Origin of the sequence: Neobacillus sp. WH10 (assembly GCF_030123405.1) — a bacterium.
Lineage (GTDB): Bacteria > Bacillota > Bacilli > Bacillales > Cytobacillaceae > Neobacillus.
Map to the genome: position 1 here is coordinate 991,683 of NZ_CP126110.1, position 13,133 is coordinate 1,004,815.

At 37.3% G+C, this 13,133-nt stretch carries 13 protein-coding genes; 10 read left to right on the forward strand and 3 right to left on the reverse strand.

Going from position 1 to position 13,133, the window contains the following annotated elements; all coding sequences use genetic code 11:
* The first annotated feature begins 54 nt into the window (after nt 1-54).
* Complete coding sequence (locus QNH20_RS04520; protein WP_283921721.1) at nt 55-1,125, forward strand: LLM class flavin-dependent oxidoreductase; 1,071 nt, start codon at nt 55-57, stop codon at nt 1,123-1,125.
* 355 nt (nt 1,126-1,480) lie between these two features.
* On the forward strand, nt 1,481-3,844 hold the full coding sequence (locus QNH20_RS04525) for an alkaline phosphatase PhoX (protein ID WP_283921722.1): 2,364 nt from the start codon (nt 1,481-1,483) through the stop codon (nt 3,842-3,844).
* Between the two features lie 47 nt (nt 3,845-3,891).
* Here QNH20_RS04525 and QNH20_RS04530 read toward each other — a convergent pair whose 3' ends face one another.
* Complete coding sequence (locus QNH20_RS04530) at nt 3,892-4,470, reverse strand: M15 family metallopeptidase (protein WP_481858036.1); 579 nt, start codon at nt 4,468-4,470, stop codon at nt 3,892-3,894.
* Nucleotides 4,471-4,687: 217 nt separating this feature from the next.
* Between QNH20_RS04530 and QNH20_RS04535 the strand changes: the two genes are divergently transcribed.
* The 3 genes from QNH20_RS04535 to QNH20_RS04545 all read left to right on the forward strand — a co-directional run bounded on the left by QNH20_RS04535 (nt 4,688) and on the right by QNH20_RS04545 (nt 6,684).
* Entirely contained in the window at nt 4,688-5,014 is a 327-nt protein-coding gene (locus QNH20_RS04535; RefSeq protein WP_283921723.1) for a PadR family transcriptional regulator, read from the forward strand.
* The gene (locus QNH20_RS04540) at nt 5,011-5,664 is read left to right on the forward strand and encodes a permease prefix domain 1-containing protein (protein ID WP_283921724.1); all 654 of its coding nucleotides are present in this window, start codon (nt 5,011-5,013) and stop codon (nt 5,662-5,664) included. Before QNH20_RS04535 ends, QNH20_RS04540 begins: the two co-directional genes overlap by 4 nt.
* 516 nt (nt 5,665-6,180) lie before the next feature.
* Nucleotides 6,181-6,684 carry a S4 domain-containing protein gene (locus QNH20_RS04545; RefSeq protein ID WP_283921725.1) on the forward strand — a complete coding sequence of 168 codons (504 nt, stop codon included), beginning with the start codon at nt 6,181-6,183 and terminating at the stop codon, nt 6,682-6,684.
* Between the two features lie 189 nt (nt 6,685-6,873).
* Here the strand turns inward: QNH20_RS04545 and QNH20_RS04550 are convergent, their stop codons facing one another.
* Nucleotides 6,874-7,056, reverse strand: a complete 183-nt coding sequence (locus QNH20_RS04550) for a hypothetical protein (RefSeq protein WP_283921726.1) — start codon at nt 7,054-7,056, stop codon at nt 6,874-6,876.
* 190 nt (nt 7,057-7,246) lie between these two features.
* On the opposite strand from QNH20_RS04550, the gene QNH20_RS04555 reads away from it, so the two are divergent.
* The gene (locus QNH20_RS04555) at nt 7,247-7,594 is read left to right on the forward strand and encodes an SH3 domain-containing protein (RefSeq protein ID WP_283921727.1); all 348 of its coding nucleotides are present in this window, start codon (nt 7,247-7,249) and stop codon (nt 7,592-7,594) included.
* Nucleotides 7,595-8,287: 693 nt separating this feature from the next.
* Here the strand turns inward: QNH20_RS04555 and QNH20_RS04560 are convergent.
* The gene (locus tag QNH20_RS04560; RefSeq protein ID WP_283921728.1) at nt 8,288-9,190 is read right to left on the reverse strand and encodes a DMT family transporter; all 903 of its coding nucleotides are present in this window, start codon (nt 9,188-9,190) and stop codon (nt 8,288-8,290) included.
* Between the two features lie 281 nt (nt 9,191-9,471).
* Here QNH20_RS04560 and QNH20_RS04565 point away from each other — a divergent pair, with 281 nt between their 5' ends.
* From QNH20_RS04565 to QNH20_RS04580, 4 genes are all read left to right on the forward strand, one after another.
* The gene (locus tag QNH20_RS04565) at nt 9,472-10,440 is read left to right on the forward strand and encodes a UCP032817 domain-containing protein (RefSeq protein WP_283921729.1); all 969 of its coding nucleotides are present in this window, start codon (nt 9,472-9,474) and stop codon (nt 10,438-10,440) included.
* A gap of 255 nt (nt 10,441-10,695) precedes the next feature.
* Nucleotides 10,696-11,544: a pentapeptide repeat-containing protein gene (locus QNH20_RS04570; RefSeq protein ID WP_283921730.1), complete on the forward strand. Its 849-nt coding sequence runs from the start codon at nt 10,696-10,698 to the stop codon at nt 11,542-11,544.
* Between the two features lie 145 nt (nt 11,545-11,689).
* Nucleotides 11,690-12,526, forward strand: coding sequence for an aldo/keto reductase (locus QNH20_RS04575; RefSeq protein WP_283921731.1), 837 nt, complete (start codon nt 11,690-11,692; stop codon nt 12,524-12,526).
* Nucleotides 12,527-12,771: 245 nt separating this feature from the next.
* Nucleotides 12,772-13,107, forward strand: coding sequence for an ArsR/SmtB family transcription factor (locus QNH20_RS04580; RefSeq protein ID WP_283921732.1), 336 nt, complete (start codon nt 12,772-12,774; stop codon nt 13,105-13,107).
* The last annotated feature ends 26 nt before the right edge of the window (nt 13,108-13,133 follow it).

A 13,133-nucleotide genomic window follows, 5' to 3' on the forward strand; every position in this document is an offset into this window, starting at 1 on the left:
ATTGTCTTTAAGAAGCCTAATTAAAGACAAAAGCTGATGTTAGGAGAGAGTTAGATGAAGGAAGATTTGATAAATAAACAATCCGGCATGGAAATTGGGATATATACACTAGCAGATTTAGGTCCAAATCCGCATACAGGGAAAACTATTAGTGCACAACAGCGTATCGCAGAAATTATCGAAGCTGGAAAAATGGCGGACGAGGCAGGTTTGGACGTATTCGGTGTTGGTGAACATCACCGTCTGGATTATGCAGTTTCAGCTCCTCCGATTGTGTTGTCTGCTCTATCACAAGTCACAAAGCAAATTAAACTGACAAGTGCTACGACGGTATTAAATACTGTTGACCCTGTCCGTTTATTCGAGGATTTTGCAACTCTCGATTTATTATCAAATGGACGGGCAGAAATCATAGCGGGGCGTGGGGCGTTTATTGAATCCTTCCCGTTGTTTGGATATGACCTAAATCAGTATGATGAATTGTTTGAAGAAAATATTGAGCTTTTTCTGAAGCTAAATGCTGATGAGAAGGTAACGTGGAATGGTCAATTTCGTTCTAGTTTAAAGAATGCTGATATTGCACCAAGGCCTGCACAAAAAAATATTCCATTATGGGTTGGCGTCGGCAGCACCCAAAAAAGTGCAGAACGAGCAGGTAGATTAGGTACCGGCTTAGCGTTACCGATACTTGGAGGCGATCCAAACAGTTTTAGGCCGCTAGTGGATGTTTATCTACAGGCAGCAAGTCAAGCCGGTCATGCTCCTGAAGATTTGAAAGTTGGGGTTACGGGACATTCCTTTATTTCGGAAACAACACAACAGGCTAAAGATGAATTCTACCCATATTATTCTAATTATTGGGGATACCTCAATCGCCAGCATGGAAAGAGTATGCAGATGTCCAGAGCTGATTTTGAACAGTTCTCTGCACCAGAAACGGCTTTATTTGTTGGAAGTTCGCAGCAAGTTATCGAAAAAATTCTCTATCAATACGAGCTATTTGGGCATCACCGGTTTATTGCCCAAATGGACATAGGCGGTTTGCCGTTTAAAAAAGTAGCCGAAAACATTGAACGATTAGCAACGGAGGTAGCACCAGTCGTACGCAGGGAAACGAGCAAGTAAACTTGGAGCATTGTACATCGTCAGAGATTCCTTGATGAAAAATTGTAACGTCAGTTCGAAAAAGGCGAACAGCTCTTTGTCACTGTTTGCCATTAAGAGTTTTTCAGAGCATATTTACCGTTCACCGGTCATGAAAGGCCTTCCTTTTTTACCTTGGGTTAATACTATTAATTAGAGCTGTCATTTGACAGCCCTTTTTTAGGAATACATAGAAACGAACGGGCCATCACAATCTGCAATTAAAAATAGTTGAAAAATTTACAAATTTTTATCTCTCCTCAACAGCCTATTAACCGTAGCTTAATATTTTTGAGTTTTAATAGGAAGGTAAGGAAAATAAGGGGAGGAAACGAAGATGAAAAAGCGATTGACGGTTGCATTAGCACTCGGATTAATGATTCCTGCAGTAACTCCTGCGGCAGCAGCAGGGAAGGATATTACAATCAATTCTTTCAAGTTTAACTCAATGAAGGCTCCAGCCACCATCGAAGAAATGGTAAAAACATATACAGGTGCGTCAATGGATGTTACTTATAGTAACGGAGCAACGAAGAATTTCCCGCTTACATATAAACAGTTATTCCTTTCTGACGAAAAGATTGTAACAAATAAAGGGGTAAAGATCCCTGCAGGAACACCTATCGATGCCAAAGGGGATCCGATTATTGATAAGAGCGTTCCAGGACGAGAATCGTACTATATTTCCGATGCTCCTGATTCTAATAGTTTAATGAATGTGGGCGGCAAATTGTTTATGGTATCTCACTTTGAATATGATTCTCTTGATAGTGCAGGAAATTCGGCTTATGGAGTAGTTCCGGCATCTATGACCTTAACAGAATTGAATCAAAATAAAAAGAATGGCGAACTATCGGTTAAAGAAGCAAAAAAGGTTGATTTTTCCCAAGTAAATGGCCTTTGGATTCCATGTAATGGTTCTACATCTCCTTGGGGAACACATTTGGGATCAGAAGAATATGAGCCAAATGCACGTCAATTTGAAGCAGAAATAGGTACAGATAAAGATTCAACAAATGTGAAAGGTTTCGCCAAGCTTTACTTTGGGGATGAAACAAAAGGAAATCCATATAATTATGGATGGATTCCTGAAGTGACGGTAAAACCAAATGGTGATACAAATGTGGTAAAACACTATAGTACTGGCCGTTTTTCCCATGAAATGATGCAAGTAATGCCTGATAATCGGACAGCATTTTTTGGTGATGATGGAAACTATACGGTCACGTTCATGTATGTCGCTGACAAAGAAAAAGACTTATCTGCTGGTACTTTGTATGCCGCTAAGTTCTTACAAACTAGTAAAGAAAATGGCGGAGCAGGCGATCTTGAGTGGATTAAGCTTGGCCATGCGACTGACGATGAAATTAGGGCTATTATTGATAAAGGTACAAAATTCAGTGATATTTTTGAAACAGCCAGCCAACCAACAGCAGGCTTTACGGCCATTAAAACTGATTCAAGTGGAGCAAAGGTAGAATATTTAAAAGTAAAACCTGGAATGGAAAAGGCAGCTGCGTTCTTAGAATCTAGGCGTTATGCAGCGCTAAAAGGAGCAACTGCTGAATTCCGTAAAATGGAAGGCTTAGCAGTAAACGAGAAAGATAAGAAAGTCTATATGGCGATGTCTGAAATCGGAAAAGGTATGCTTGAAGATACCAAGAAGGCTGATCCTGTTGATGATATTCGCTTACCGCAGATTCTTGCAGGTGGAACCTATGAATTGAATCTTACCGGCGGGCAAAAAGATAAGGAAGGCAATACCATTAATAGTAATTATGTTGCTTCTGCAATGAAAGCACTTGTTGTAGGTGAAGATTTAGCTGCCACAGATGAATATGGCAATAAAGCAAATCCGAATAAAGTTTCAAAACCAGACAACTTAAGTTACTCAGAAAAAATGAGAACCTTGTTCATCGGCGAAGATGGCGGGGAGCACACAAATAACTTTGTTTGGGCCTATAACATTGATACAAAAGAATTGTCCCGAGTGCTTTCAGTACCAGTTGGTGCAGAAGCTACAGGCTTACGTGTTCTTGATAATTTTAATGGATTCTCTTATATTTTGAGTAATTATCAGCATCCTGGAGATGAACTCGGAAATTTCCAAGGAACGGCAGTTGATAAAGAAGCATTAGAGAAGGCAATGCAAGAGGGTATCGGCATCCTTAAAAAAGGTGGTATTGGTTATATCGCTGGAATGCCACAGTTAAACGATCTCCATGTTGGATGGCATCTCATTGATGGTAAATGGTTCTTCTACGATGAAAATGGTGTTATGCAGACTGGATGGGTAAAAGTTGGCACACAGTGGTATTTCCTTGATGATTCGGGTGAAATGAAGATCGGCTGGGTGAAGGATGGAGCGAAATGGTATTATCTTGCGCCATCAGGTGAAATGAAGACCGGCTGGATTAAAGACGGAGAGAAATGGTATTATCTTGCGTCATCAGGTGAAATGAAGACCGGCTGGGTGAAGGATGGAGCGAAATGGTATTATCTTGCGTCATCAGGTGAAATGAAGACCGGCTGGGTGAAAGATGGAGAGAAGTGGTACTATCTTGCATCATCAGGTGAAATGAAAACCGGCTGGGTCCAAGTGGGACAGAAGTGGTACTACCTATATAAAGATGGCAGCATGGCAGCAAACACAACTATCAATGGCTACAAAGTCAATAAGAATGGTGAATGGATAAAGTAATTTCTATTCATAATTTTAAAGGCGAACAGGGACTGTTACTGTTCGCCTTATTTAGTATCCGCAGTAATTGATGAATCAGCAGGTCTCTCGCCATTCTGTAATTGGGCAATTGTTAAGCCAAAATCCATTTGTAAATGTGGATAATCTTTAAATTTAGCCCAATCTCCGCCCCACTCAAATCCAAGAGCTTTTGCAATCTTAACAACCTCGGTCCAATCTGCTTTTCCATTTTTATTTCCATCATATTGCATATCCCAAATCACATTTCCTGAAGGGGTCCTTAACGCAAAATCAATGGCAAGCCCGTAATTGTGATACGACTCTCCCCCTTTTGCATTTGTTACAATATTTCCCTCTGTTGAACGGCCCTTTTCATAAAGTAGATCCTGATCTTCCCCGCTTCGGAACCCATCAGTAATCACGATCACAATTCCTTGATCTGCTGCTTGTTGGATTAATTGATTGCTGCGTTCTTTCACAATTGGATGGAGTTCAGTTGGTAATGAATCAGAATGAATTATTTTCGGCTCCGTAGGAGGAGGGGATTCTTTAAGAAACAGAATAAAGAATAGGATAAGCAGAAATAAAAATGTAAAAAATAATTTTCCTATCCGTGTAAGCCTCAAAATTACAAATTCCTTTCATACTTAAAATTTCTTCATTATCTAAAACGAAAAATATAGCCTAATTGTTTCATATAATAATATACCTTATTTTTGGGAGTTCATCATGTAAATTACGTTGAGCGGATCAATATTATCCTCATAATTTATTTACTTTTATACATTGTTATACGATGTGTATTGTTATACAATGGTACTAGAAATATTTGGAGGTAATTATATGGATAGAGAGTTGCTTAAAGGCAGCATTGAAATTTTATTGCTATCCTTATTAGCAGAAGTGGATTGTTATGGATATGAAATGACGAAGAAATTACGGGTGTTAAGCGATGATGCTTATCATATGAACGAGGGAACGCTATATCCTGCATTAAAAAGGTTAGAGAATAAAGACTGTGTATCATCATACTGGAGTCAAGGAATGGATGGAAACCGCAGGAAATATTACTCTATTACCGAAACAGGCCGTAAAGTTCTGGCAGATAAGTTGAGTAACTGGAAACAAATCAATCAGTTAATTGACAAGACGTTGGAGGGATTATTGTGAGAAATCTTGACCGCTATGTAAAAGAAATCGTCTCAGATTTGCCGATGAAAGATGATGAAAAAGAGGAATTTAAAGAAGAGCTTTATTCACATCTGAAAGAACATGTAAATGAACTTATGATAAAGGGATACTCAGAGGACGAAGCGATTCATCAGGCAATAGAATCATTCGGTAATAATAGAAAATTGAACTTGGAACTGAAAAAAGCAATGTTTCCATTATACAAAGTGATCCGATATGGTTGGAATGTTGTCTTTGTTACTGCTTTTTTATGCCTTGTTTCGTATTCAGCAATGGAATATTATCATCCTGAGTTCGATAATACTTTACCTTTGGAAAGTGTGGTTATGGGTTTCTTTATCGTGGCTTTTATTGCAGCGGCTGCCGAGGCGATATATGAAGCAATTAATCAACAATTCAAATCGAAATTGCTTTCCAATCCATGGCTTTTCTTTTTACTACCATCCCTTGTTTTTGGTGGAATACAGTCATTATCACTTTTCGAAAATCCGGAACAGTACCAGGATAGTCTATGGCTTGATTTGTTTGCTATTCCAATTGGAGCATTTGCGTACCTCATCTCAAGACAACTATTTACACGAATTTTTGTTCGAAATAGTAGAGACTTTAAAGAAAACAGGGCTAGCTAAAAAAATATTTCATAAAACCTAATAGTCTGTGACTGGTGTGTTGTGCCAATTAATAAAGCATATACACCTCTCCAATTCTGTCCATAATGAAGTACGGGAAGGAAATATGGTAAAGGGCAAAGTTGGTTAATTCTTTATAACAGGTGTGCCTACTTTTGTCATGTAAATTACATGATGTATTTTTGTGTAACTAATGGAAAATTTAGATAAATTATGCTATGATATTCTTAATCTGTTTGAAAGAAAGGATTATGTGACCTGTATGCCAATAACTACTCTGTAATGGAAAACAATTGGATCGCTTCTCATGTTAAAAAACATACCTGTTTTTGACTACGGGAGAAGTCTGTCTATAACCCATTACAGAAGGAATACAGCGAACTGCAGCTTGTTAGTTGATTAACATTGCGTTCAAAGGTTCTCCTGACATAGGGGGACTTTTTTTGTTTTGTGCGCACTGCAAGATTTTCAAATAGAAGTTGTATTCCTCGAATAACTATTTCGAGGTGGAATACGATGCAAAAACAAACTTATTCTTTGGTTTTACGTCAAGAACGTGAAGCTGATCAGGTAAAAAAGCAATGCAAGATGTGCGGAAAGGTAACCATTTTTACAGACACAACGATTAAAAGACATAATGCCAACGGGAAATCCATTTATCAATTCGCTATATATAAGTGTCCCAAAAACCATACTTGGAACAAAAAACTGGACACATACAAGTCATTTTCTGAACATGTTGATCCAGAAACACTAATTCCAACTGAATTTGATAGCATAAAAGAGAACGAAAAAATCATTTTTGTTGAGTTAGTTGATCTAGATGTCATTGAATGTAAGGTAATGGTTGTTGAGGGAAGCTTTCGTTTGGATCAAGCCCTTGCAAGTCAGATAGAAGGTTTAAGCAGGAACGAGATCGTTCAAAAAATTAAAAAAGGGTCAATCTTATTGAACAATGGCTTAGTGAAACCAAGCCAAAAGATATCTCTTCATGACACAATATTGATTCATTTAAAATAGTAAAAACAAAAAGCGGTATCTCAAATTTGGAGATACCGTTTTGCTTTAATTTGGATTTTCATTCAAAAAGGTCAAATATGGAGTCATTAATTGTGAGTTCGGATGGTTAATCATGAGGGAAATTGAATTTTTCATGGAGGACAAAGATTAAGACCTTATTTGGGTTACTTACCCTAATCCGGAAAAAGGTTAATAAACTTTTCTAATACCGGATAAACGGATGGAAAAGGATTTTTGTTGTTCATCCTTCAACGATAGTATTTGTTCACGCAAGTTAAGGTAATAAACATGCCCTTTTACAGTTTGTGAAATGCCATTTTTAACATAGTCAATTGTAACAAGGTTTCTCTCAGCTAATTTTTTTAAAAACATCTATATCCCTTCTTTCATCAGTACAGTAATGGTTATACAATGCCATTGTAATTTGAATATATTAAGAAATGATGAAGAAGATGTTAAGGATAAATGTTAAAATAGTAAATATTTTAGTCGGATTATCTTTAAAAATGTAAAAACCAACCTATCCGCTTATAATTAAATAAACGAAAGGAGAGGTTTTGCCTTGCAACGATACACTGTAATTAAAGGTCATATTTCCAATTACCCTGACCCAATAGTCTTAAAAAAAGAGCAAGAAGTATTGTATGGAAAAGAAGATACGCAATTTCCAAATTGGATTTTTTGTAAATCCATTACTACAAATAAAGAAGGATGGGTTCCGAAGCAGATTTTAACTGCACCAAATAACCATGGTATAGCAATAGTTACTAAAGATTATTCAGCTCATGAACTAACAGCTAATCAAGGTGAAATATTATTGTGTTTAGAGCATTTAAACGATTGGACATATTGTAAAACAGAAAATGGCGAAATTGGATGGATTCCTACTTCTTGTTTGTCAGAACAATAAATTTTTTTATTTAATATTTTGTTAAGCATTTTTCGTCTACAGTGAAACACAATGAATAAATTGTCTTAATTACTTTGGCATGGGACTTTAATTCATTTATTAAATGTATGTATAAAAGTGGAAACTTTCCATTTATCGGTAATATGATATTAATAACATTTTTTGGGAGTTGATACTATGAGCTTTGTCGTCTGGCTTGCAATTTTTATAGGCGCATACTTTGGGGCAACTTCATCAAGCTGTAAAAAAACTAAATAAGAAGGCACTTTATGTCGCTATTTAAGTCAAGACTGAATTGACAAAATACTGATTAGGAAGTTTATTAACAGTTTTCATCATTCAAGATTATGGTTCTTAAAATTAGATGCCTCTACTTTGAATCCCATTCTGATAATCCTTCGAAATCATCAGGACTATTCGTTTGTACTAAATTCAATAATTCCTGGTCATTATAGTTATACTCTATAGAACGAACATTAGCCTCATTCAACAACATTATTTTTCTAAACAGTATGAAAAAAGAATTTTGTATTTCCATTTTACTATTGCGTCGATTTAATATTATTACTTTAAATAAGCAGCGATAAGTATTGAGTAATCTAACGCGTAAAAAACACCCCTCTAAACTTAAAAACGAAATTTATAGGGGTGTTTAGATTTTGATTTTTGCAATCGGTTGCGAATCCTGTGTCGTTACGGTGAAATAGTGGGAGTCTTACCTTTTTCGCTAACTTTTATCTCAAGTTTTTCACTAAAAAAAGTTGCGCCCAAAACTAGAGCTCCGCCAATCATTTGAATCAAGGTCATACTCTCGCTTAAGAAAATCGCTGCGATGATGACGGCGGAAATAGGATCGATATAGCTAAGAACGGCAATTGTTTGCCCTTTTAGTTTTTGAATCGAAGAAAAATATAAAAAATAGCCTAAACCCGTATGTACAATACCAAGTATTAGTATAAATATAATAGAAGTAGATGTTAAACCAGCAAAGTCAAGATTACCTTGCCACCATACATAGGGAAACAAGACCAAAGAAGCTGTCATTAATTGCACTAACGTGATTTCAAATCCAGATAAATTTTTTATAAATTTGTTCATTAAGACCAAACCTGCATAGAATGCTGCCGCTAAAAGTCCATAGAAAATACCTAGTACGTGATCTTGTGAGCCGTTTGTACCGCCAGTACCAGGATTAACAATTAAAAATAGACCAATCATTGCTGTGAAGATACAAACAACCTTCACACTCGTTAGTTTTTCTTTAAGAACCCATGGTGCTAACATCATCACAAATATCGGCGCAAAGTAATAGCTAATGGTGGCGTTAGATATCGTCGTATACCGATAGGACTCAAAGAGAAAGATCCAATTAAAGCCAACTGCCGCCCCCGATAAAAGAAGTAGAATGGCATTTTCTTTTAATGCTTTAAATGATGGCTTATGTTTGACTAGGAAACTAGCAAGAAGCAAGAATACACTTCCAATGACCCCTCTTATAAACGCAATTTCACTTGAACTCAATTCAATCTTTTTTACAAAAACCCCTATGCTCCCAAAAATGAGCATTGCCATGATGAGTCGCATTTTCCCTTTCAAGTTGATCCCCCCTTGTTATTCTTAATCCAATCACAAAATGAGTGATTTCTCAACTGCTTTTTACTGGTGGGGTGACCGCCAATAGCTATTTTGTTCTTTCGGTAAATGAGTGGCTCTTCCATTTACTGAGGAGCGTTCCTCAATAAAGCTCCTTAAGAAGTTGATTATGAAAAACTGAAACATTGCATATGAAATGGACTAATAATAAGTGAATTTATGGTAAAATGAGGTAAAAAAGTAAAGGTGTAGAAGAACATCCATTGTTAAAAGGGGGAGCTTGAATGATTGCTGGAATGATTGTTGCGGGGCTATTATTAATTGGGGTTACTGCAGGAGTTACGACGATAATAAAAAATAGTCGACCAAAATTAGCGAAGGAAAACATCCCGGTACGGTTAGGCGTCCTTGAACAGGTTCCAATCCAGCCTATGCTTGATAAATTAAACGCAGCTTTAGATGATGATTATGTCCAACAAATTAAGCAGCGTTTTCTTCAGGAGAATCCGAAAAGGACCGAAGATGATTTTGAGTGGCGGCTGTTTGAGTTAAAGCGTTATTTCCTGTTATCGAATATCTTAAAGAAGACTCCGATGTTTAGTGAAGAAGTGGATGAAGTCTGGCATGATATGCTCCTTTTTACGCAAAAATACCAAGCGTTTTCAGAAAAATTTTTAGGGGAAATGCTGCATCATACGCCAAACACGAATCCTGAGCCAGCTCCACAGGAACGTGCATTTTTCGATTGGATCTTTTCACAGCTGTTTCAAATTACCCAATATAGCTGGAAATCATGGGGAAGCTTTTTCAAGCATCCGGTTGATCATCAAGTATTAAAGGAATTTAAAAGCAGTAGCAAAGAATTTCTGATTGAGAAATATTTTAAGGTAAATGAAGATAACAAAGTAACGATTGAATATTTAGTGGCTCAAATGAAGCAGCAGTTAGGTGAAATTGAAGAAATGTATCGAGCGGATAAAAAGGGTAAGTTCACCAAGAAGAGAACATTTGGCGAAATGTCTGAGCTGTCACTTGTTATGGTCTTTTTCTCTTACTATTATTTTGATGAGTATTGGAACTACGCGAAAGCATATGCCTTTGCCAATACCGCTAATTACACGAGCGGCTGCACAGCTGCTGTTTTTTGCGGCTCGGCATCATCGGATGGTTCCGGTGATTGTGGCGGAGGGGATAGCGGCGGCTCCAGCTGTTCAAGCTGTTCCAGCTGCGGCGGCGGCGGTTGTTCCTCTTAAACTATGAAAGAATAAAGGATTGTGGAATGTCCTTCATACGGGTAAAGAAAGACGTTTTTGATACAAATTTGAAGATTTGGCCTTCATAATGGAAATGAAGACTAAAACAAATAAAGTCAGGGCGGTTCGTCCTTTATAAGTTGTAAAGCTCGCTTACCCTTCCTTCAAACTCCAGTTGAATGTAATATTTTTATAATGGTATTATCGTTAAGTTATTAAAGATTAAATACATTATCCTTAAAGCAGGTGTAAGGGTTGGAGAAACAATTCAGTACTAACAACAGTAGTTTAAAAAAATATAGTGCAGACTGTGAAAATTGCTTTGGATTGTGCTGTGTAGCATTGCCTTATGCAAAATCGGCTGATTTCCCGATCGATAAAGACGGCGGGACCCCATGTTCCAACTTGCAATCAGATTATCGGTGTGGGATTCATAACAATCTCAGACAAAAAGGGTATCGCGGTTGTGCTGTATATGAATGCTTTGGTGCAGGTCAAAAAGTATCTCAAGTCACCTTTGATGGAAACGATTGGCGGGATCACCCAGAGTTAGCTAAGGAAATGTTTAGGGTATTTCCAATTATGCAGCAGCTTAATGAAATGCTTTATTACTTAAATGAAGCACTTAGTTTAGAAGAAGCGCAGCCTATATATCAAGATTTACAGGCAGCTTTAGAAGAAACGGAGCATCTCACTTACTTAAGCCCTCAATCTATTATGGAGCTTAATGTTCCAGCTCATAGAACAATTATTAATGATTTACTTTTACGGACAAGTGAACTAGTTCGTGCGAAAGTTCCACCTAACAAAAATAAAAAAATAAGCAGGGGAATGGACCTATTAGGTGCAAATTTAAGAGGAGCAAACCTAAAAGGGGCTAACTTAAGAGGAGCTTTGCTTATAGCAGCTGACCTTAGAGAAGCTGACATGAGAGCAACAGATCTTATCGGGGCAGATTTTAGAGACGCTGATTTACGTGGTGCTAATCTAACAGGAAGTATCTTTCTCACTCAAGCACAAATTAACTCGGCCAAGGGCGATATAACTACTAAACTGCCACCTTCTTTAACCATTCCTGATCATTGGCGCAGTGTGGATGAATAATGGATGTTTATCAATAGAAATAAGGATAGCTGGATTTCACCAAAGAGAAAGTTTCCTCTATTAAGCTGTTATTCATTCATAATTGATAAAAATGAAATGACTTCAAGTTATATGTTAAGATTTCTAATAAAAAGGAGGAATAAATATGCCAACAAGTTTAAAAGACACGACTACTTTACATAATGGTGTGAAAATGCCATGGATGGGATTAGGGGTTTTTAAAGTAACTGAAGGTGAAGAGGTTATCCAGTCCGTAAAAGCAGCTATAAGGAACGGATATATTAGTATTGACACAGCCGCTATTTATGGTAATGAAGAAGGTGTTGGCCAATCCATTAGAGAATCCAGCGTTCCTCGAGAAGAATTATTTATTACTTCAAAGGTTTGGAATTCTGATCAAGGCTATGAATCCACTTTAAAAGCTTTCGAAACCAGCCTTAACAAGCTTGGACTTGATTACTTGGATCTTTACTTAATTCATTGGCCTGGTAAAGATAAGTATAAAGAAACGTGGAAGGCTCTTGAAAAACTTTACAAAGATGGCCGCGTGCGCGCCATTGGAGTAAGTAACTTTCAGATTCATCATTTAGAGGATTTAATCAGTTCCGCGGAGATTAAACCGATGGTAAATCAGGTTGAATATCATCCACATTTAACACAAAAAGAGCTTCACGCATTTTGTGAAAAAGAAGGAATTCAACTAGAAGCATGGTCGCCTTTAAAGCAGGGGCAGCTGCTAAACGAACCGATTCTTGTAGATATTGCTCATAAATATAATAAATCCGTTGCTCAAGTCATCTTGCGCTGGGATCTTCAAAATGGAGTCGTTACGATTCCAAAATCGATTAAAGAACATCGAATTATTGAAAACGCAGATGTTTTTGATTTTGAATTAACTTCAGAAGATATGGAAAAAATCGATGGCCTAAATCAAGATAGCCGCGCAGGATCACATCCGGACACAATGACCGTAGGGTTTTAAGCCAAAATTGAATCTCTGGGGTAGATGATGGTCCTTGGCTTGAAAACTATATAAAATTTTTCAATTAAATTGGTTAACTATCTTTAGAACCTTGCTGTGATTTATTGGCATGGTTCTATTTTTTTTAACAAGTATTATTGTTTTATAAACATTTTTCGCGAACATTAAAATTTTATTTTGATAAAAATGGAAATTAAACCGAATATACCTTGACTGGAATATTCCTATTAGGGTATATTTAATGCATGGAAAAAATTTTGAGTGCCCTTGCCGAACCTAACCGCTTTCACATCATTGAATTATTGCGTGATGGCTCCCTTACAGTGGGGGAAATCGCCGATCAACTTCGGCTTCGCCAGCCTCAGGTTTCCAAGCATCTCCGCGTACTTACCGACGCTGAACTCGTCGAGGTACAACCGATGGCCAATCGTAGGATCTACAAGCTGCGGCCGCAGCCGCTTATCGAGCTAGGCGCTTGGCTGGAATCCTTCCGACACATTTGGGATGAGAGATTCGATCGATTGGATGACTACCTAATGGAATTGCAAGGAAAGGAAAAGAAACATGGCGACAAGGAATAGTACAGCAGAGGTGTATATGTGTACAT